This window comes from Castellaniella sp. MT123 (assembly GCF_039614765.1).
Classification (GTDB): domain Bacteria; phylum Pseudomonadota; class Gammaproteobacteria; order Burkholderiales; family Burkholderiaceae_B; genus Castellaniella.
Genome location: NZ_CP154879.1, coordinates 175,459 through 195,113 on the forward strand (window position 1 = coordinate 175,459; position 19,655 = coordinate 195,113).

Sequence of the window (19,655 nt, forward strand, 5' to 3'; positions counted from 1 at the left end):
ATGGGTCATGGCCCTGGCTGACAGACGTCCGGGCCGCCGTCGGGCGTGCCCGGCGCCGATGACCCTGCGGAAGTCCCGGGTGACCCGGCGGCGCCGGATCCATCCGGCAGCGGCCAAGATGGCAATGCGTCCGCGCCCGAGGGCGGCTGATTTGTGCCGCCAGGTATCCCTGCGTCGGGGGTGGCGATCGGCGGGGGCTTCGGCGGCCGGGGATCGGTCGGCCCAGGCGCGCCGTCATCCACATAGAGGATCCGCCCGTCGGCCAGCGCTGGCCAGAGTGCCGGATGGGACTGCATGGCGATATTGATCTGTCGTCGGAAGGGCAGGTAGCCCGCTGTCATCATCCGGCGGTTCAGCGCATCACTGCTTAACGGTGCCAATGCCCGGACGATGACTGTCATGCCGGGCAGCAGGGGGCGCTGCGGCCACCCGAGTTCCATCACCAGCGTGTTCGCCTCGTGGATGGTCACGCCTGATCGAGGGCCACGGCCCTGGGGCCAGCCCTGGGCCTGATGGCGCGCCTGTTGCAGCGCCTGATAGTCGTTACGGATCAGCGGCTGTCCGCGAAATGCGCGAGGCCCCTTCACGTCAGGGTCGGCATGGTCCGCGAAGGCGGCAGGCGAGGGTTGCACGATGTGGATCCGCCAGGGGAATCCCAGCGCCCGGCGCTGCTCCGTCAGTGCGCGTGCCAGCGCCCGCGAGTCCGGGTGGGTCATCCGCAGGCCATGCTCGAACGCGCTGGCGATCGCCTGGGGGTTTGCCTGGCGTGTCGCGCCCACGCGGGCCGCTTCCACCAGCACCAGGCTGAGCGTCTGGCGCAGCGTCATCCAGTGCGCCAGTTCGACTCCCCCCAGGCCCAGCAGCAGGACGGGGATCAAAACAATCAGGAATTCCGCCATGCCGGCGCCGCGCTGATCCAGCCGGCCTCGTGCGGCCGCGATGCGCTGGGCAACGGTATCGGACCGGGGAATGGTTTCTGGAGAGGAAAAGATGGAATCTCGCATGTGGGGCCCTGCTGGAAGGGACAGGGCCAGTATGCGGGTGGTGGACGTGGGCGGACAGTGCCAGAACTACGCTAGGCTGAAATGAGCACGAGGCTATCGGGTGTCCCGCGCGTTGAGTGATATCGGTAAGGTCACCGTAGCGGCGGCCGGTGTCGCGGTACAGCTGCCGCCGGTTTCAGTGGAGGGAATCCGATCCCGGCGCCTGCAGCCGTTCGCTGGCATCCAGAAACAGGGCGGCGCAGTCCACCGCGTCGAAGTCATAGGGTTTTCCGCAGAAATTGCAATCGATATGGACATGGCCCTGCTCGGTCAGAATGTCTTCGATTTCGGCTTGGCCCAATGAACGCAGCATCGCGGCCACCCGGTCGCGATTGCAGGGGCAGTACCAGTGCACGTCCTGTTCAGGAAAAGCCAGCAGGTCGTCTTCCCAGAACAGCTTGTGGATCAGCGTGTCCGGGGTTTCCGCCAGCAGTTCTTCGGGTTTGATGGTTTCCGCCAGTGTCTGGCAGTGGACCCAGGTGGCCTCGGTGGATTGCGGGTCGATCGGTGCCGCGCCCGGGGCGCTTCCTGTGGGCAGACGCTGCAGCAGCAGCCCCGCGCAGTGGTGCGCGTCGGAAGCCAGCCACAGCCGTGTCTCCAGCTGTTCGGAATGCTGCATGTAGTGTTCCAGGGCGGCGGCGACGGTGTGGCCTTCCAGGGACACGATACCCTGGTAGGGACTGGCACCCGCCTGGCGTCCGGCCGGATCCAGAAGCACCGAGAAGCGGCCCTGGCCGTCCGCGTTCAGAAGTTGCTGCAGAGTGATGTCATCCGGGATCGTCGATCCAGGATCCCGCAGGTGCGCGGTGGCGCGCAGCTGCAGCTGGGACGTGCATTCGACCATGATCAGGCGCACAGGCCCGTTGCCCTGCAACTGCAGCACGACGGATCCGTCGAACTTGATGTTGCCGGCCAGCAGGACGCTGGCCGCGGCCAGCTCGCCCAGCAGCCGCGCCACGACGGGCGGAAGATCCTGGTGGGCAAGTCCGGTCTGCCAGGCCCGGCCAAGATGCAGCACCTGAATACGGGTGCTGTGGTCGGTCGTGAGAAATTTCTTCAGGATGTCGGTCATGATTTTCCGGCGCGTGGCCCCAGGTCGTGCAGTTCCGTGCCCAGCAGGCGGTCATGCAGGAATTGCCCCTGAGGGTCGAACCAGGTCCAGAGAAAGATGGAAAAGGGCGCGGCGACGATCAGCAGGTCGAGCGAAGGCAATCCGGTTGCCTGGGACAGACCCGCGATCAGCAAGGCTGCCAGCAGCGGCAGCGGCCAGAGCAGCACGTAGCGCAGGACCATGCGCGAGCCGCGCAGCGGCTGTCCGCCACGGTCCGTCAGGCGGATGTTCCAGGTCTTCATCGGCAGAGTCTGACCGCCCCGGCGCCAGCAGGCCAGAAAGTAGACGCCAATTGCCAGAAACAGGAAGGCCTGACGGGCATGGCGCAACATGAGGCCGCTGCGGCTTTGCGTCAGGGTGTCGAACAGGTAGCCTGCCAGAAATACGACGCCAAACAGCAGGACACCCTCGTACATCATGCAGGCAAAGCGTCGCAGGCGCGCCGGGGCGGGGGGCACCGTGCCCGGTCGGGCGGCGAAAGAGTCGGCCATCGTGGGAGAATCAGCTTGAAAACACAACATTATCCCACGCGTCGGCGTGTACCTCTGCGTTTCGGTTTGTCCGGCGGGTCGGGCGAAACCGGATTCGCCCGATTGTCAGGGGAACGGAATAAGTCAAAGGCCGCTCCCGAAGGAGCGGCCTTTGCGCAGAACCCGAAGTGATCCGGAGGATCAGTGGGCAGTGCGAACCGTGTGGTGCGCGCGGGATTCCGGGGCCTTGAAGAAGCCGATAGCTGTCTGGAACAGATGCTTCAGGGCGCGATCCAGCGCGTATTCCTGCTGCGCCTCGATGGCTTCGGCCAACAGTTGGCGTTCCATTGCGTCGGTCAGGCGGATATCGGAATTTTGCAGCGCTTTCATGGCAAGCCTCTTTGCTTGAAAAGAGCGTTTCGCTCGGGTTAACCCTATTATAGGGTTTACCCTAGTTCAAAAGCAAGCCGTATCCTCCGGTCAATTTTCATGCTGCGCTGCAGTGTCGTAAAAACCCCTCATGTGGGCTTACGGTAGCTGGATGTCACCAGGTCGAACTGGAACAATCGGCAGTCCAGGGCGCCATTGTGCAGCGGGTGGCGGCGCCGGGCCTTCAGGCGCAACTGTCCGGGCAGATCCAGGTCGCTGGTGATGATGTTGAGTTGCCAGCCGCCAAAATGCTGCTTGAGCTGCGTCGCCCATTCCGACCATAGGGTCGCTTCGCTGTCGTTCAGACGTTCGCCATACGGAGGATTGGTGACGATCCAGCCCGACTCGGCCGGCGGCATCATGTGGCGGACATCGCAGACCTCGAAGCGGATGGTGTCCGGGCTCAGGTGGGCCCGATCGACGTTGGCGCGGGCCGCCTCGATGGCCGCCGGCTGGATGTCGCTGCCCACCAGGGGTTGCTCCAACCGCGGAGCGATGTGGGTGCGGGCGTCATCCTTCAGGTCGCGCCAGAGTCTGGCGTCGTGGGACCGCAAGCGCTCGAAGCCGAAGGGGCGCCAGATGCCGGGGGGCACGCCCAGGGCGATCCAGGCCGCTTCGATCAGAATGGTGCCACTGCCGCAGAACGGATCCAGCAGAGGGGTGTCGGGCATCCAGCCCGACAGCGCCAGCAGGCCGGCGGCGAGATTCTCGCGCAGCGGCGCCTCTCCTTTGTCCAGGCGCCAGCCGCGCTTGAACAGCGACTCGCCGGAGACGTCCAGATAGAGCGTGGCCTGCCGGGCATCCAGAAATAGATGGACGCGGGCGTCCGGCCGGACCGTATCGATGTCGGGGCGGGCGCCTTCGCGCTCGCGCAGGCGGTCGCAGATGCCGTCCTTGGCGCGCAGATTGCAGTACTGCAGGCTGCGCATCGGGCTGCCGATGGCTGAGGTGTCTACCCGCAGCGATTGTTCAGGGCCGAACCAGCGTTCCCATTCGGTCTGCCGGGCCAGTTCGAGGATGTCGTCCTCGGTGTGGATGTCGGCCTGGGCGACTTGTACCAGGACGCGGGTCGCCAGGCGTGAGTACAGATTGGCCCGCAGCACGCCCTGCCAGTCGGCCTGGAAGTGGCAGCCTGCGCGTCCTGACCGGACGCCCCCGTAGCCCAGTGCCTGGAGTTCCAGCGCCAGAGCTTCCTCGAGGCCGTGCGGGCAGGGGGCGAAGACGTGAAAGGTTTCCGCGCTGCGTGGGGTCCGCGCTGCGCGTGGCTGGCGCTGGATGCGCGGGCGAGTGTCGGCCGGGGCGTCGGCCGACCCCGCGCGCGCCGGTCCGGATGCGCGCGGCGCGCGGGCGGGCTTGTCCCGGCGATCCGGGCGATCAAAGCGATCGGGGCCGGCTGCCTTGTCCGGGCGGGCAGGCCTGCCGGGAGCAGGGGCCTGGTCCCTTTCGCCGGGCCGGGCCTGCTGGGCGCGTTCCTGCAAGGCTGCCTGGCGGGCGCGGGCGCCCGAGCGTGCGCGGCGCTCGCCTTCCGCCGGTGCGGCGGTTCCAGTTTTCTTTGTCAGACTCAGCGTCTTGCGGGGGGGGGAATCGGTCATGGAATTCAGAATGGTTTGACGACCACCAGGATCAGGATGAGCAGCAGCAGCAGGACCGGGATTTCATTGAACCAGCGGAAATATCGGTGGCCGTGCCGGCAGGATCCGGTGGTGAGGGCCCGCAGATGGTGGCGGCAGGCAAGATGAAAGACGATCAGGGCCAGAACGGCCAGCAGCTTCGCATGCATCCAGCCCTGGCCCTGGCCGATGCCATAGCCAAGCCATAGCGCGAGGCCCAGGATCAGCGCCAGGATGGCCAGTGGCGTCATGAAACGGTAGAGGCGCCCGGCCATGCCCAGCAGCACGGCGCGGGTGCCGGGGTCGCCGGTCTGTGCCAGGTTGACGTAGATGCGCGGCAGATAGAACAGGCCCGCGAACCAGGACACGACGAACAGGATGTGGAAGGTCTTGACCCACAGCATCGTCAACCCCGCAACTGGCCTTCGCCGGTCAGTACCCATTTCTGGATTGTCAGCCCTTCGAGCCCGACGGGGCCGCGGGCGTGCAGGCGGTTGGTGGAAATTCCGATCTCGGCCCCCAGGCCGTACTCGAAGCCGTCCGCAAAACAAGTGGGCAGGTTCACATAGACCGAGCTGGAATCGACTTCGCGCTGGAAGCGTTGGGCGGCGGCGATGTCCTCCGTCACGATCGATTCCGTGTGTTCGGAGCTGTAGCGGGCGATGTGGTCCATGGCTTCGTCCAGGGAATCGACCACCCGGACCGCTAGGATCGGGGCCAGGAATTCGGTCGCCCAGTCTTCCTCGGTGGCAGGGATCGACCCCGGCAGCAGGGCAGCGGCGCGCGGGCAGGCACGCAGTTCCACGCCCAATTCCGCGAACCGGGCCTCGGCCCGAGGCAGCCATTGGCTTGCGACGTCCGCGTGCACCAGCAGCGTTTCCATCGCGCCGCAGATGCCGCAGCGATAGGTCTTGGCGTTGACCGCGATCTCCAGGGCACGGTCCAGGTTGGCCGCGCGATCCACGTAAACGTGGCAGTTGCCGTCCAGGTGCTTGATGAGCGGCACGCGGGATTCGGCCGACAGGCGGGCGATCAGGCCCTTGCCGCCGCGCGGGATGATGACGTCGATGGTGTCGGTCATGGTGATCATCTCGCCGACCGCCGAGCGGTCCGGGGTGTCCACGACCTGGACGGCCTGGGGCGGCAGACCAGCGGCCCGCAGGCCGGCCTGAATGACCGCGCCCAGTGCCTGGTTCGAGTGGAAGGCTTCGCTGCCGCCGCGCAGGATCGTGGCATTGCCTGATTTCAGGCACAGGGCCGCGGCATCGATGGTGACGTTGGGGCGGGATTCGTAGATGATGCCGATCACCCCCAGGGGCACCCGCATGCGCGCCACGCGCATGCCGTTGGGGCGGATGATGGTTTCGCTGAGGCTGCCGACGGGATCGGGCATGGCGGCGATCTGCGCCAGACCCGTTGCCATGGTGTCGATCGCCTTGTCGGACAGACGCAGGCGGTCCATCAGGGGCGCCTCCAGCCCACGCTCGGCGGCGGCCTGCAGGTCGCGCGCGTTTTCGGCTTGCAGCCAGGCCCGGCGGCTTTGCAATTGATCGGCCATGGCCAGCAAGGCTGCCGATTTGGCGGCGCCCGATGCGGTGCGCATCTGGCGTGCGGCCTCGCGGGCCTGTCGGCCCAGGGTCTGTAAGGAGGAAACCGTGGAGGTATCGTTCATGACGGCTCGGTCAAAAAAATTCAGGAATCAGGCGCGGCGCGTGCCCACGACGGCCACCCGCAGCACGAGTCGGGCCAGCTCGTCCCAGGGATCCCGCAGGCGTCCATCGACCGGGATGCCCTTGATGAGGCAATCGATCTCGTGGGCATGCCGCACGGCCGCAGGCCACGCGGATGCCGGTACCCGGTGCAGGGCCTGCCGGATCAGCCGCTCGCGCGTGCCGAAGATGCGCTGCGCGCGCAAGGCCGCGTCCAGGCCATGGTCGGTGCCGGCGCTCAGGCGTGCCAGGATACGGATCTCCTCGCCCACGGCCCAGAGCACAAGCAGTAATGCCTCGCCTTCGCCCCGCAGGCCCGAGAGCACCGTCAGCGCACGGTCTGCCTGACCCGCCAGCATGGCATCGCGTAGATCATACAGATTGTACCGGGCCACGTTCAGAACGGCAGCCTGCACCTGGCCCAGGCTGAGCGGGCCCGCCGGGTACAGCAGGGCCAGCTTCTGGATCTCTTGGTGGGCCGCCAGCAGGTTGCCTTCAACTTTGTCGGTCAGCCAAGCCAACGTCTCGGCATCCGCGGTGTGTTGCTGGCGCCCCAGGCGGCCGGCAATCCAGCCGGGCAGCGCCGCCCGTTGTACAGTCGGCACGTCCAGCCAGGTGGCGTTGTTTCTGAGGGCGAGCACCCACTTTCCCTGCTGCGTGGCCTTGTCCAGCAGCGGCAGCCGGATCAGGATCCGGACGTCGGGCAGGGATCCGTCGCCCGCCATGGATGCAAGCGCCTGCAGGGCATCGGAGCCGGACTTGCCGGGCTTGCCGGTCGGCAGGCTGATTTCCAGCATGCGCAGGTCGCCGAACAGGGATGTGTTGCGTGCCGTCGCCAGCGCCGTGCTCCAGTCGCTGCGGGCATCCATCACCAGGTGGGTGCGTTCGCCGCAGCCCTGGCGGATCGCGGCTGCGCGATAGGCGTCCGCCACTTCGGTGACCAGCAGAATCTCGTCGCCCGACAGGACCGTGCAGGGGGATAGCGCATGCCCGGACGCAAGCTGCGCAATGAGCTGATCGGCGTCGGGCGCGCGCGTGGCCATCAGTAGGTCAGGCCGCCCGGACTGGCCGGACTGGCCGGGGATCTCCTCTGGCCGGAGCGTTGGATCGTGTCGCCGGGCAGCGGCACGACCGGCCGGTCGGCGGCATTGCGGTAGGCTGCCTGGACGTCGGGTGCGCTCATGCGACGCAGGATCTGGTCGATCAGGCCGTTGCGCATGTCCTTGAAGGTGCGCGTGATTTCGCTTTCCTTGGCCTGGACGATGCGATCGTTGTAGGGCAGTTCGCGCACGCTGCGCAGGGTCGTGGGCGCCAGCAGCACGTGTCCGGTCCGGTCCAGCAGCTCGAAGCTGAAGTTCAGATCCAGTTCGTATTCCTCGACACGGCCCTCCGCGTCGATGGACAGTTGTCGCAGATTCTGCGTTTCGGTGATCTGATGCAGATAGACGTCCGCATCGGTGCGGCGGTCGGTGAATCGCGTGTCCGGCGAATTGGCCAGCACCGTGCGCTTCAGGCGCGCGCCGAATTCCGCATCCAGATCGATGTTGGTATAGATGCTGTGAAAGGGCAGCGGAGTGGCCCCCTTCAGGTGGAAACCGCAGGCGCCCAGCGCCAGCAGGCACGCCAGGCCCAGCATCAGGCGCAGGCGGCGGGCATGGGCGATGAGGAAGGTCATGGATCTCATCCGACGACGTTGACCAGGCGGCCAGGGACAACCACGATGCGCTTGGGAGCGCGACCTTCGAGGAACCGGCTGACGGCTTCGTGCGCCTGGGCCAGGGCCTCGATCGCCGGCTTGTCGGCATCCTGGGGGACGCTGATATGGCCGCGGACCTTGCCGTTGATCTGCAGGACCAGTTCGATCGTGTCGGCCCGCAGCGCGGCGTCGTCGACAACGGGCCAGGGGGCGTCAAGCAGATCGCCGTGGATATCGGCGTATCCCAGATCGCGCCACAGCTGCCAGGTGATGTGGGGAACCACCGGGTACAGCACCCGCAGCAGGATGGAGGTCGCCTCGGACAGCGCGGCGCCGCCAACGCCCGCCTGAGCGGCGGCTTCCAGTGTGTTGAGCATCTTCATGGTGGTCGATACCACCGTGTTGTACTGGATGCGTTGATAATCGTAGTCGGCCTGCTTCAGCAGACCATGGATGTTGCGGCGCAGCGTTGCGGCGGCTTCGTCCAACGCATCCCAATTGGTGGATGGCGTCAGGTGGCTGCGCAGGGTGTCTTGCTGTGTCTGGCAGAAGGTCCACAGGCGGCGCAGGAAGCGGTGCGCGCCCTCGACCCCGGAGTCCGACCATTCCAGGGTTTGTTCCGGGGGGCTGGCGAACATGACGAACAGGCGGGCCGTGTCCGCGCCTAGGCCGTCGATCAGCGATTGGGGGTCGACGCCGTTGTTTTTCGATTTCGACATCGTGCCGATGCCGCCGTAGTCGATGGTCGAGCCATCCGATTTCAGGCGCGCGCCGACGATGGCACCCTTGTCGTCGGTGAGGTTTTCGACCTGTTCTGGCCAGAAGTATTCGATCCCGCCGCGCTCGTTTTTACGTGAATAGATGTGGTTGAGCACCATGCCCTGGCACAGCAGCTTCGTGAAGGGCTCGGAGAACTTCAGCATGCCCAGGTCGCGCATGACGCGGGTCCAGAAGCGCGCATACAGCAGGTGCAGCACGGCGTGCTCGATGCCGCCGATGTACTGGTCCATCGGCATCCAGTAATCGTTGCGGGCATCCACCATCGCCTGGTCGTTGCCGGGCGAGGTGTAGCGCATGAAATACCAGGACGAATCGACGAAGGTATCCATGGTGTCGGTTTCGCGCCGTGCCGGCTTGCCGCAGGACGGGCAGTGGCAGGACAGGAAACCGGCATGTTTGGCCAGAGGGTTGCCGCTGCCGTCGGGCACCAGGTCTTCCGGCAGTACCACGGGCAGGTCTTTTTCGGGTACGGGTACCGGCCCGCAATCCGCGCAGTGGATGATGGGGATGGGGGTGCCCCAATAGCGCTGGCGGGAGATCCCCCAGTCGCGCAGGCGCCAGGTGGTGCGCAGTTCGCCCAGCCCCATGGCCGCCAGGTCGGCTGCCACGGCCTGGACGGCCTCGGCTGTCGTCAGGCCATCGTATTTGCCGGAATTGATGGTGCGCCCGATCTGTTTGTCGCCATACCAGTCTTGCCAGGCGTCGTCGGACCAGGTCTGTCCCTGGGCCGTGATCACCTGGCGGATGGGCAGGCCGTATTTGCGGGCAAAGGCGAAATCGCGTTCATCGTGGGCCGGCACGCCCATGACGGCGCCGTCGCCGTAGCTCATGAGGACGTAATTGCCGACCCAGACCTCGACGGGCTGGCCGGTCAGCGGATGGGTGACGAACAGCCCCGTGGGTACGCCTTCTTTTTCGCGGGTGGCCAGTTCGGCTTCTGTGGTGCCGCCCTGGCGGCAGGCCTCGATGAAGGCGGCGATCGCGGGGTTGTCCAGCGCTGCCCGCGTGGCCAGGGGATGTTCAGGCGCGACCGCGCAGAAGGTCACCCCCATGATGGTGTCGGCGCGCGTCGTGAAGACGTGCAGCAAACCGTCCTGGATCAATGTTCCGTCGGCATCGCGAATGTCGTGGCGGAAGGCGAAGCGCACGCCCTCGCTTTTGCCGATCCAGTTTTCCTGCATCAGGCGTACGCGTTCCGGCCAGCCGGGCAGGCCGTCTTCGAGGGTGTCGAACAGTTCACCGGCGTAATCGGTGATGCGCAGGTAGTAGCCGGGGATCTCGCGCTTTTCGACGAGGGCGCCGGAGCGCCAGCCGCGACCGTCGATCACCTGTTCGTTGGCGAGTACGGTCTGGTCGACCGGGTCCCAGTTGACGACCTGGGTCTTGCGGTAGGCGATGCCCTTTTCCAGCATCTTCAGGAACAGCCACTGGTTCCATTTGTAGTAGGACGGGTCGCAGGCGCACATCTCGCGCGACCAGTCGATGGCCAGACCCATCGACTGCATCTGCTTTTTCATGTAAGCGATGTTGTCGTAGGTCCATTTCGCGGGGGGCACGCCGGATTTCATGGCGGCGTTTTCTGCGGGCATGCCGAAGGCATCCCAACCCATGGGCATCAGGACGTTGTACCCGCGCATGCGCAGCTGGCGGGTCATCATGTCGTTGATGGTGTAGTTGCGCACGTGACCCATATGCAGCTTTCCGCTGGGGTAGGGCAGCATCGAGCAGGCGTAGAACTTGGGCTTGGGCGAGCCGTCTTTGCCGATGGCGTGTTCGGTGACGCGGTAGACGTCGCCTGCGCGCCAATGGGCCTGGGCTTCGGATTCGACCTGGTTCGGTGTGTAGCGTTCCTGCATGGATCTGTCTGGGTGCGATGGGTTGAAAGGGGCCAAGCCGGACATTATAGGACGCAATGGTATCTTTCCAGTGATTGGCCGGTTCTTTACGGGGCCACGTCATGTGGCGCCTGGGCGTGCGGCTCGCCCGGTTCCGGCGGAGCCGGAATTTCCTGCGCAAATGACAAAAAAATCCCCGCTCGATGGCGGGGATTTCAGGGGAACCGGTGAGACGGTCCGGGAGAGGCATCCCGGATTATTTCAGCTTGGTTTCCTTGTAGTCGACGTGCTTGCGCGCGACCGGATCAAATTTCTTGATCAGCATCTTTTCCGGCATGTTGCGCTTGTTTTTCGTCGTCGTGTAGAAGTGGCCCGTGCCGGCGGTGGACTCGAGCTTGATCTTCTCGCGGGTACCTTTTGCCATGATGTGCTCCTAAGGCCGATCAGGCCAGTTCGCCACGGGCACGCAGGTCGGCCAGGACGACGTCGATGCCGTTCTTGTCGATGGTGCGCAGGGCCTTGGTGGATACGCGAAGGCGCACCCAGCGGTTTTCGGATTCGACCCAAAACCGGCGCGATTGCAGGTTGGGCAGGAAACGACGCTTGGTTTTGTTGTTCGCGTGCGAGACGTTGTTGCCCACCATCGGGCCTTTGCCGGTTACTTGGCATACGCGTGCCATGGTCTCACCTCTATGTCTGTATCAGGAAAGCCTGCAATTCTATACTGAAAAGACCAGATAAATCAAACTGGTCCTGTTGTTTTGGCGGTACGGACACCTGTCATGCGGCTGGGAAGCCACGGCAGAGTGGCCGCTGCCGGGAAGAAGAGCAGGAAAGTATATATGGAAAAGCTATGCTTGCTGAAAGGTTGATTGGCGCTACTATAACCGGGATCCTTTGAATAAGTCCTGGCGTCGCGGTCATCCGCGGATTCAGAGGATCCCTATGATTTTTGTGAACTCAGGGAGGCTCTGTTGACTGCCATCGCATCCATCATCGAGAACAAACTTGAATCACTGTCCATTCCGGTTTCCATGGAACTGCCGGATGGCGAAAAGGTCGGACCCACCGACCCCCGACTCAGGTTCCGCATCCGCGATGCCTCGGTCCTGAATCACTTCGCGTCGGGCGAGGTTGGCGCCTTGGGCGAGGACTATGTCGACGGCAAATTCGAATTCGACGGTTCCATGCGTGATCTGATGCGGCTGGCGGCCGGTATTCTGCCGGGGTCTCCGGTGGATCTGGCGCAGCAGGGCTGGCTGACCGAGCTGGCGCGGCGTCTGGTGTCGGTCTGGCGCCACTCGGTGGACCGGGATGCGCGCCAGATCGAATTCCACTACGACCTGTCCGATGAATTCTATGCCCTGTGGCTGGACCCTCGCCGCGTGTATTCCTGCGCCTATTATCGCGAGCCCGATTACACCATCGCCCAGGCCCAGGAAGCCAAACTCGACCACATCTGCCGCAAACTCGCCCTGCAACCGGGTGAGCGTTTTCTGGACGTGGGGGGGGGCTGGGGCGGCTTGATGCTATGGGCCGCCGAACATTACGACGTGGACGTGACCGGTGTCACGCTGTCCCGTCATCAGCACGCCTACGTGAACCAACTGATCCAGGACAAGGGCCTGACCGGACGGGTGCGCATGGACCTGCTGGACTATCGCAAGCTGGACGAATCCCGCCCGTACGACAAGATCGCGTCGGTCGGCATGTTCGAGCACGTCGGTCGGGCGCAGCTCGTGGGTTATTTCAGCAAACTGCGCCGCCTGATCCGCCCGGGCGGCCTGATCATGAACCACGGCATCACGGCGGGCGGGATCAGCAACACAGAGCTGGGCGCCGGCATGGGGGATTTCATCGAGAAATTCATCTTCCCGGGAGGCGAACTCTCTCATGTCCACTATGTGTTGCAGGCCATGGCCCAGGCCGGCCTGGAAGACCTGGATGTGGAGAACCTTCGCCCGCATTATGCCCGCACCTTGTGGGCCTGGAGCGATGCGCTCGAATCCCGGCTGGACGAGGCCCGGGCCATCCTGAACACCCCGCAGGGGGAACGGTCCCTGAGGGCCTATCGCGTCTATCTGGCCGGTTGCGCCATGGGTTTCGAACATGGTTGGACCTCTCTGCATCAGATTCTCGTGCAGGCCCAGCCGGCGGGGCGTTCCGACGAGCTGGATTACCCGTCCGATCAGGCTTATCCCTGGCGGCGGGACTACATCTACGCCGGGCGCTGAATCATCTTTCAAGACCAGCGTTTTGCCCCCTCCCGGGACTCTGTTCCCGGGAGGGAAAATCCCTGATTTTCGACAAAGGGTTTTATTTTCTTGCATCTTGCATGTAAAATAGCGGTTCTGCTGTAGTTTTTTTATGTCCAATCTGATCGCGGTCATGCCTGTTTCGGGCGTGCCATCACGATCTGTCTCTGGTGCTTCGCGCCAGCAGTGCTGGTATGTATTGGCGGTCCTCACCGTCTTCCGCACACCCTCCCCTAAGCTATGGCGCCGATGCGTGTTGGCATCCGGCGTCTCCGTAACCCAAAGGAGGCTTCAATGTCTATTTCCCTTTCCGCGTCGCGCAATGCGACTTCTTCCGTCCGCTGGTCGAAATCCGTCCTGGGCCTGGCCCTGACGGCAACGCTGGCGGGATTGTCCCTGATCCCCGCCGCCGCACAGGCCGCCGCGGCCCCGCAATGCGAACTCGACCGGCCCATGCGCTTTGGCGGCATGAACTGGGAATCCAACCTGGTGCTGGTCGAAGTCGAGCGCTTCATCGTCAAACACGGCTACGGCTGCGATTCCGAAGTCCTGCCGACCGAAACCCTGCCGGCGCTGGCGGCTCTGCAGCGCGGCGATCTGGATATCAACAGCGAGATCTGGCTGAACAGCACGCTGGAGCCCTGGCAGAAGGCCGAGGCCACCGGCCGCGTTAAGCGCATCGGCGATATTTACATGGGCGGCGAAGCCTGGTTCATCCCGAAATACACGGCGGAACGCCTGCCAGGCCTGAAGAAGGCATCCGATCTGCCGAAATACTGGAAGGACTTCAAGGACCCGGAGGAGCCCTCGAAGGGCCGTTTCTATGGTTGCCCGGCGGGCTGGGGGTGCGAGGTCGTCAGCACGAACCTGTTCAAGGCTCTGGACCTCGGCAAGACCTTTACCCTGTTTTCGCCAGGTACCGGCGCCACACAGAAGGCAGCCCTGACGGCCGCCTACCAGCGCAAGGAAAACGTGGCCTTCTACTACTGGTATCCCACGCCGCTGGTCGGGTCCATGGATCTGGTCAAGCTGGAACTCCCGCCCTATGACGCCGCCAGGCAGAAATGCCTGACCGATCCCAATTGCGAGAATCCCCAGCCTTCGGACTATCCCGAGAACCCAGTCTTCACAGCGGTGACGACCCGGTTCACGCAGGACGCGCCGCACCTGACGGCCTTCCTGTCCAAGGTCAAAGTGCCGCTGGATGTCATGAACCAGACCATGGCCTACATGGAAAAGAACGAGGCCGAACCCCAGCCGACCGCCATGTGGTTCCTGAAGGGCCATCAGGACATCTGGACCCAGTGGTTGCCGGCTGAAGTCAGCGATCGGGTCAAGGCTGCCCTGTAAGGAGGCCGAATGTTCCCTGAACTGATCTCAGCCCGGGATCTGCAACGGCCCATCGACGCCTTCGTCAATGGGCTGGTCACGCAGTATTCCGATGTGCTGCGGGCTGTCACGCAGCCCTTGCTCGATCTGCTGATCTGGGCCGATCACCTGCTGCGCCACTCGCCCTGGTGGGCGATCGTGGCGGTGGTCATGGGCATCGCCTGGCTGGGCAGCCGCCAATGGCGCTTCAGCCTGGCCATGGGCGGGCTGCTGTTCCTGCTGGGGGCCATCGGCCTCTGGGAGGCTTCCATGCAGACCTTGTCCCTGATGCTGGTGGCGGTGGTTTTTTCCGTGGTCATCGGCATCCCGGTGGGTATTGCCATGGCCAGTTTCCGTTGGGTGCGCACCGTCATGCTGCCGATCCTGGACGTGATGCAGACCATGCCCAGCTTCGTGTACCTGATTCCGGTGGTGATGCTGTTCAACCTGGGCAAGCTGGCCGCGCTTTTTGCGACCGTGATCTACGCGGTTCCGCCCGTGATCCGTCTGACGGATCTGGGTATCCGCCTGGTCGATGCGGAGGTTCTCGAGGCTTCGCGGGCCTTCGGCGCCAGCCGCACGCGGCAGTTGTTCGGCGTGCAGTTGCCCTTGGCGATGCCCAACATCATGGCCGGCGTGAATCAGACCACGATGATGGCGCTGGCCATGGTGGTGATCGCCTCGATGATCGGCGTGCGCGGCCTGGGCTACGAAGTCCTGCAGGGCATCAACCGGCTGCAGGTCGGCCGCGGGCTGCTGGCCGGTCTGGGGATTGTTGTGCTGGCGATTATCTTCGACCGGATCACACAGCAGTTCGGCCGTCGTCAGCACAGGAGGGCCTGACATGAGCAAGATCGAAGTGCGCAACATCTACAAGATCTTCGGCCCCCATCCGGATCGCTGGCTGCCGGCGGTGCGCGACGGCCTGTCCAAGGAAACCTTGCTGGAGCGCAGCGGCCATACCCTGGGCCTGCGGGACATCAGCCTGTCCATCGAGGAAGGCCACATTCACGTCATCATGGGGCTCTCGGGCTCCGGCAAATCCACTCTGATCCGGCATTTCAACCGCCTGATCGAGCCCAGCGCCGGCCAGATCCTGGTGGACGGGGTGGACGTGATGGCGCTCAAGCCCAGGGAGCTGGAGCATTTCCGTCAGCGAAAGATGAGCATGGTGTTCCAACGTTTCGGCCTGCTGCCGCATCGGTCGGTGCTGGACAATGCTGCCTACGGCCTGGCTGTGCAGGGCGTGCGCCGCGCCCAACGCAACGAGCGGGCCAGCCACTGGCTCGAGCAGGTCGGCCTGTCCGGTTTCGAGGCGCAGTATCCGCATCAGCTGTCGGGCGGCATGCAGCAGCGTGTGGGTCTGGCGCGGGCCTTGGCGACGGATGCCGAAATCCTGTTGATGGACGAAGCCTTCTCCGCGCTGGATCCGCTGATCCGCCATGAAATGCAGGATCAGCTGCTGGCCCTGCAGGCCAAGCTCAACAAGACCATCGTTTTCATCACGCACGATCTGGACGAGGCCCTGCGGCTGGGCAACCGGATCGCGATTCTGAAGGACGGCGAATTGATCCAGGAAGGCACGCCCGAGGACATTCTGCTGGCGCCAGCCAACGATTACATCGAATCGTTCCTGCAGGATGTCAACCGGGGCAAAGTCCTGAATGCTTCGCATGCCTGCAACGAACGGCCGCTGACCCTGACCATGCGCAGCAAGCCCGCCCATGCGCTGGATCGCCTGATCGCGCGGGACTACGATTATGCGGCGGTGCTGGACGGCAAGCGGCTGGCGGGCGTGCTGATGCGCTGCGACGCCGAGCGTGCCGTGCGGGACAATGCTCGCGATATTGCCCGATATCTCAGCGACATGGCCTCGGTGCCGGCATCCGCCGGCCTGGACGAAGTCCTGGCGCGTTTGCTGCGCACCCCCGAACCGGTGGCTGTCACGGGGGACCAGGGTGAGTTCATCGGCGTGCTCTCGCGCAGCAAGGTCGTCGAACTGGTCACGCCAGGCACGACGCCGGAGCCTGGCGAGACGGTGGTTCCCGCCGGACAGCCTGCCGCCCCGGTCGTCCATGCGGCGTAGCGTGCGGTCCGGTGGATCCGCGGGGCGGCTCAGGCCGGATCGCCTGCCCACCGTTGGCGACGCAGGACGTGGCCGTACCAGCCAAACAGCAGCAGGGACGTGAGCGCCAGCCCCGCCATGGCCATGATCCACATCGTGGCCGCGCCCACTGGGGCGCCGGGCATGAACCAGCGGGCAACGGGTGCGATCGCGCCGGCCGCCGGACCGTAACCCAGCCACCAGCCGCCGATCAGGCCAACCCCGGTCAGGGCCAGGATCTGCAGGATCAGCGGCACCAGGGCGATCTTGTAGGCGCGCAGGATGTAGGCGCTGATGCAGTGCATGGCGTCCCAGAAATGGAACCAGGGGGCGATCTGCAGCAGGGTCAGTGCGATCACGGCGACACGGGCCTCGTCTGTATAAGCGGACACGATGGGCCGCTGCGCACCGATCAGGATCAGGTTCGTCAGCACGGCACCGGCCATTACCAGTGCGATCCCGTGCAGCCCGGTGCGCCGGGCCGTTGCCAACTGGTGCGCACCCACCGCCTGCGCGGTCAGCGACGCCGTGGACAGGCTCAGCGACATGGGCAGCATGTAGCATAAGGCGATCAGGTTGGCCAGGATCTGCTGCGCACCGCTGGCATAGAGCCCGTCGCGGGCGATCAGCAGGGCCATGAAACTGAAGGCGCAGACCTCGATCAGATAGGACCCACCCATGGGCAGCCCCAGGCGCAGCAGTTCCTTCTGATCGCGCCAGCGGGGCCAGCCGATGCGGGGCCGCAGCGTCTGAAAGGCCGGATGGCGGCGAAGCATCCACAGGCCGGCCGCCAGCATCATCCAGTCCACCACCAGGGTGGCCACGCCGGCCCCGACGGCGCCCATGGGTGCCAGCCCCAAGCCGCCAAAAATGAACCAGGTGTTGAACAGCAGCTTGAAGACAATGCTGCCCAGGTTGATCGCCATCACCCCGCGCGTCTGTGAAATGGCGGTGGCCATGGCGTAGATCGTCCGAAACAGCAGGGCCGAGGGCAAGGCCAGCGCGAGCGCGACCAGGTAGCCCGCGACACGGGTCCGGACTTCGGGTTCGATGCTGCCCGACAGGGACAACCACACATCGGGAAACAGCAGGCATGCCCCGCCCAGCACCGACAGACCCAGCGCCAGCCAGACGCCCTGGCCCCAGGCGTGGCCGGCCGCGCTCAGGCGCCGGGCGCCGAAATGCTGAGCGATGATCGGGATCAGTGCGTGCACGACCCCCATCAGCCCCACGAAGACCGTGATGTAGATCGATGCGCCGAGCGCCATGGCCTGCAGGTCGATGGCGTCGGTATGTCCCACCATGGCCGTGTCCAGCACGGCAAAGACGATGCCCGCCCAGGCGCCGACCAGGATCGGCCAGGCTTGTTGCAGGATCGTGCGCCAGGGGGTGGATGCGACCCGGGGGACGGCGGTCATGGGGATGGCGTCACGCGCACGAGGCGGAAGTATTCCTGCCGATCCGGCCCCCGGCGGCCTTCCCAGAGGGTCTGATACCCGGGGCGAAGCGACGCGCCGGCGTCGTCGTGCGTGCTGAGTTGCTGCAGCAGCAGCGGGCACTGACTGTCGAAATTGAACTCGATCTGGTTGAAGACCAGGAAGGAGGCGCGCTGACCGCTACCCAGGCCCTGGGTGCGGACGCATTCCCCCGGCTGGCGGTCATTCGCCAGGACGCGAGCCAGCGAGGCGGACACGTCGCGGTAGCTGCGGATGTAGTCGAATGCAGGCATCCAGAGGGTCGCCAGCAGCAGCCAGCTGATCAGCAGACCGCCCGCCGACAGCGCCGTGCCGCGCCACAGCCCGGCGGGGTGGTTGCGCAGGCGCCAGCGCACCAGGGCGATCCAGGCAATGGAACCCAGAATCGCGATCGATGTCGCGGGCCAGGCGATGTGGGCGTCGAAGCCCCGGGTCTGGCGGGCGATGTTGGCGGCGATCTGGGTAGGCCAGCCGGTCTGCAGGGCGATCCAGCCCAGCCAGACGGTTGCGGCGGTCAGCGAGAAGCACATGACGGCGAACCAGTCCAGCGTATTGACCACACCGCGCCGCAGGGTGGGTAGCGCGAAGGTCGCCAACACGGCGCAGGGGACGGCCAACGTGCTGTATTCGGGTTCGAAGGGATCCGCGCTGGCCAGCAGGATGATGAGCGCGCCGAGGGCGAACCCCAGCGGGATGCGCATGTGCGGCGCCCGGAACCAGCCGCGCCAGCGCCACAGCGCCAGCAGGGCCAGCGGCCAGGTCGGCCACAGGAACCAGGGCAGGTCGCGGAAGATGCTCAGCCAGGCGCGTGCGCTGGGCCAGCTGAAGGCGTGCCGTGTCCAGAGCAGCCAGCTTTCGGTCCAGTAGGGGCCGAACGTGCGGGCGGGTATCCACCAGAGCAGCATCAGGGTGGCGGCAATCAGCGCGCTGACGGCCAGCCATTTGCGCTCGCTGGCAAGCGTGCCGTTTTGCCCGAAGATGATCAGGATCCCCAGCATCAGGGGCAGGCAGCCGAGCCAGCCGCGCGCCAGGAACGCCGCGCCGACCGCCACGCCCAGGGTGATGGCGCCCGAGACCGGGTGATCCAGCATCCGAGCGACCGCGTAGAACGCCAGTGCCTGGCAGGCGATGACGGCGGGGACTTCGGAGGTTTCGTGCATGCGCCAGATGATGCCGACCGTGGCGACGATCAGCAGCAGGGCGGCGTCGGCCAGCATGCGGCCGTAATCGCGTTCGCTGGGCTCGCCGCCAAAGGGCAGGGCCAGGGGCTGGGCTTCGTCGCGTCGGCCCAGCAGATAGGTGCCGTACCAGATCGAACTGGTCAGGATCGCGAACCACAGGATGTTGGGGATGCGCGACGCGATGATGGCCGCGTTCAACGGGGTGAAGAAGACCTCCAGCAGGGGGCGCAGCGCCCAGATCGAGATGGCCCCCACCCAGGTGACCAGGGGGCCGTCCTGGGACTGCGCCAGATGCCCGACCTGTGGCAGCAGCCAGGCATGGGCCTCGCCCGACAGGGCGGTCAGCATGGTGGCCAGGCCGGTGACGTCGTCGGTTTTCCAGGGGTCCCGATAGAACAGGCCGGACAGGATGTAGACCAGCCCGACCGTCAGCAGGAACAGGCGGGGCAGTTTCGCAGCCGCCGTGGCCGTCAGCCGGGCAGGCGTGGATTGCGGATCGTCGGAGTGCACGGAGCAGGCAGCGGGAAATGGGGATGGACCCCATGTTAAATGAAAAAGGCAGCCGCACGGCTGCCTTTGGACTGGGTGT

Annotated in this window: 18 protein-coding genes; 4 read left to right on the forward strand and 14 right to left on the reverse strand. The window is 65.2% G+C overall.

From position 1 onward, the window contains the following. Positions 1–5: 5 nt before the first annotated feature. From ABCV34_RS00815 to rpmB, 12 genes are all read right to left on the reverse strand, one after another. Positions 6–1,004 carry a TadE/TadG family type IV pilus assembly protein gene (locus ABCV34_RS00815; RefSeq protein WP_345797348.1) on the reverse strand — a complete coding sequence of 333 codons (999 nt, stop codon included), beginning with the start codon at positions 1,002–1,004 and terminating at the stop codon, positions 6–8. A 175-nt stretch (positions 1,005–1,179) separates the two neighbouring features. Then, positions 1,180–2,115, reverse strand: a complete 936-nt coding sequence (locus ABCV34_RS00820; protein WP_345797349.1) for an Hsp33 family molecular chaperone HslO — start codon at positions 2,113–2,115, stop codon at positions 1,180–1,182. Beyond that, positions 2,112–2,645, reverse strand: coding sequence for an RDD family protein (locus ABCV34_RS00825; protein WP_345797350.1), 534 nt, complete (start codon positions 2,643–2,645; stop codon positions 2,112–2,114). Before ABCV34_RS00825 ends, ABCV34_RS00820 begins: the two co-directional genes overlap by 4 nt. A gap of 180 nt (positions 2,646–2,825) precedes the next feature. Then, complete coding sequence (locus ABCV34_RS00830) at positions 2,826–3,014, reverse strand: hypothetical protein (protein WP_345797351.1); 189 nt, start codon at positions 3,012–3,014, stop codon at positions 2,826–2,828. A 128-nt stretch (positions 3,015–3,142) separates the two neighbouring features. Further along, entirely contained in the window at positions 3,143–4,645 is a 1,503-nt protein-coding gene (locus ABCV34_RS00835) for a THUMP domain-containing protein (RefSeq protein ID WP_345797352.1), read from the reverse strand. A gap of 5 nt (positions 4,646–4,650) precedes the next feature. After that, positions 4,651–5,067 carry a CopD family protein gene (locus tag ABCV34_RS00840; RefSeq protein WP_345797353.1) on the reverse strand — a complete coding sequence of 139 codons (417 nt, stop codon included), beginning with the start codon at positions 5,065–5,067 and terminating at the stop codon, positions 4,651–4,653. A 2-nt stretch (positions 5,068–5,069) separates the two neighbouring features. Next, positions 5,070–6,335, reverse strand: coding sequence for a glutamate-5-semialdehyde dehydrogenase (locus ABCV34_RS00845; RefSeq protein ID WP_345797354.1), 1,266 nt, complete (start codon positions 6,333–6,335; stop codon positions 5,070–5,072). 27 nt (positions 6,336–6,362) lie between these two features. Continuing rightward, positions 6,363–7,415 (reverse strand): DNA polymerase III subunit delta, encoded by a 1,053-nt coding sequence (holA, locus tag ABCV34_RS00850; RefSeq protein WP_345797356.1) that lies wholly within the window; start codon positions 7,413–7,415, stop codon positions 6,363–6,365. Then, positions 7,415–8,047, reverse strand: coding sequence for an LPS assembly lipoprotein LptE (lptE, locus tag ABCV34_RS00855; RefSeq protein ID WP_345797358.1), 633 nt, complete (start codon positions 8,045–8,047; stop codon positions 7,415–7,417). Before lptE ends, holA begins: the two co-directional genes overlap by 1 nt. Before the next feature lie 5 nt (positions 8,048–8,052). Then, entirely contained in the window at positions 8,053–10,704 is a 2,652-nt protein-coding gene (gene leuS, locus ABCV34_RS00860) for a leucine--tRNA ligase (protein ID WP_345797359.1), read from the reverse strand. Positions 10,705–10,939: 235 nt separating this feature from the next. Beyond that, positions 10,940–11,107: a 50S ribosomal protein L33 gene (gene rpmG / locus ABCV34_RS00865; protein ID WP_345797360.1), complete on the reverse strand. Its 168-nt coding sequence runs from the start codon at positions 11,105–11,107 to the stop codon at positions 10,940–10,942. A gap of 19 nt (positions 11,108–11,126) precedes the next feature. Then, entirely contained in the window at positions 11,127–11,363 is a 237-nt protein-coding gene (gene rpmB, locus ABCV34_RS00870) for a 50S ribosomal protein L28 (RefSeq protein ID WP_345797362.1), read from the reverse strand. A gap of 294 nt (positions 11,364–11,657) precedes the next feature. Between rpmB and ABCV34_RS00875 the strand changes: the two genes are divergently transcribed. The 4 genes from ABCV34_RS00875 (at position 11,658) to ABCV34_RS00890 (ending at position 16,392) form a co-directional block, all read left to right on the forward strand. Next, positions 11,658–12,917, forward strand: coding sequence for a class I SAM-dependent methyltransferase (locus tag ABCV34_RS00875; RefSeq protein WP_345797365.1), 1,260 nt, complete (start codon positions 11,658–11,660; stop codon positions 12,915–12,917). Positions 12,918–13,232: 315 nt separating this feature from the next. Further along, the gene (locus ABCV34_RS00880; protein WP_345797367.1) at positions 13,233–14,288 is read left to right on the forward strand and encodes an ABC transporter substrate-binding protein; all 1,056 of its coding nucleotides are present in this window, start codon (positions 13,233–13,235) and stop codon (positions 14,286–14,288) included. Positions 14,289–14,297: 9 nt separating this feature from the next. Next, positions 14,298–15,149 (forward strand): proline/glycine betaine ABC transporter permease, encoded by an 852-nt coding sequence (locus ABCV34_RS00885; RefSeq protein WP_345797368.1) that lies wholly within the window; start codon positions 14,298–14,300, stop codon positions 15,147–15,149. Between the two features lies 1 nt (position 15,150). Continuing rightward, positions 15,151–16,392 (forward strand): glycine betaine/L-proline ABC transporter ATP-binding protein, encoded by a 1,242-nt coding sequence (locus ABCV34_RS00890; RefSeq protein WP_345797369.1) that lies wholly within the window; start codon positions 15,151–15,153, stop codon positions 16,390–16,392. Positions 16,393–16,421: 29 nt separating this feature from the next. On the opposite strand, the gene ABCV34_RS00895 is transcribed toward ABCV34_RS00890, so the two are convergent. Beyond that, a complete protein-coding gene (locus ABCV34_RS00895; protein WP_345797370.1) occupies positions 16,422–17,828 on the reverse strand; it encodes an MATE family efflux transporter in 1,407 nt (468 codons plus the stop codon). Continuing rightward, positions 17,825–19,576, reverse strand: coding sequence for a glycosyltransferase (locus ABCV34_RS00900; protein ID WP_345797371.1), 1,752 nt, complete (start codon positions 19,574–19,576; stop codon positions 17,825–17,827). Before ABCV34_RS00900 ends, ABCV34_RS00895 begins: the two co-directional genes overlap by 4 nt. Positions 19,577–19,655 lie beyond the last annotated feature (79 nt).

What these genes read in the sequence shown, in the direction of transcription:
- ABCV34_RS00815 (WP_345797348.1), bottom strand. Translation starts at nt 1,004, where the DNA reads ATGCGAGATTCCATCTTTTCCTCTCCAGAAACCATTCCCCGGTCCGAT.
- ABCV34_RS00820 (WP_345797349.1), bottom strand. Translation starts at nt 2,115, where the DNA reads ATGACCGACATCCTGAAGAAATTTCTCACGACCGACCACAGCACCCGT.
- ABCV34_RS00825 (WP_345797350.1), bottom strand. Translation starts at nt 2,645, where the DNA reads ATGGCCGACTCTTTCGCCGCCCGACCGGGCACGGTGCCCCCCGCCCCG.
- ABCV34_RS00830 (WP_345797351.1), bottom strand. Translation starts at nt 3,014, where the DNA reads ATGAAAGCGCTGCAAAATTCCGATATCCGCCTGACCGACGCAATGGAA.
- ABCV34_RS00835 (WP_345797352.1), bottom strand. Translation starts at nt 4,645, where the DNA reads ATGACCGATTCCCCCCCCCGCAAGACGCTGAGTCTGACAAAGAAAACT.
- ABCV34_RS00840 (WP_345797353.1), bottom strand. Translation starts at nt 5,067, where the DNA reads ATGCTGTGGGTCAAGACCTTCCACATCCTGTTCGTCGTGTCCTGGTTC.
- ABCV34_RS00845 (WP_345797354.1), bottom strand. Translation starts at nt 6,335, where the DNA reads ATGAACGATACCTCCACGGTTTCCTCCTTACAGACCCTGGGCCGACAG.
- holA (WP_345797356.1), bottom strand. Translation starts at nt 7,415, where the DNA reads ATGGCCACGCGCGCGCCCGACGCCGATCAGCTCATTGCGCAGCTTGCG.
- lptE (WP_345797358.1), bottom strand. Translation starts at nt 8,047, where the DNA reads ATGACCTTCCTCATCGCCCATGCCCGCCGCCTGCGCCTGATGCTGGGC.
- leuS (WP_345797359.1), bottom strand. Translation starts at nt 10,704, where the DNA reads ATGCAGGAACGCTACACACCGAACCAGGTCGAATCCGAAGCCCAGGCC.
- rpmG (WP_345797360.1), bottom strand. Translation starts at nt 11,107, where the DNA reads ATGGCAAAAGGTACCCGCGAGAAGATCAAGCTCGAGTCCACCGCCGGC.
- rpmB (WP_345797362.1), bottom strand. Translation starts at nt 11,363, where the DNA reads ATGGCACGCGTATGCCAAGTAACCGGCAAAGGCCCGATGGTGGGCAAC.
- ABCV34_RS00880 (WP_345797367.1), top strand. Translation starts at nt 13,233, where the DNA reads ATGTCTATTTCCCTTTCCGCGTCGCGCAATGCGACTTCTTCCGTCCGC.
- ABCV34_RS00885 (WP_345797368.1), top strand. Translation starts at nt 14,298, where the DNA reads ATGTTCCCTGAACTGATCTCAGCCCGGGATCTGCAACGGCCCATCGAC.
- ABCV34_RS00890 (WP_345797369.1), top strand. Translation starts at nt 15,151, where the DNA reads ATGAGCAAGATCGAAGTGCGCAACATCTACAAGATCTTCGGCCCCCAT.
- ABCV34_RS00895 (WP_345797370.1), bottom strand. Translation starts at nt 17,828, where the DNA reads ATGACCGCCGTCCCCCGGGTCGCATCCACCCCCTGGCGCACGATCCTG.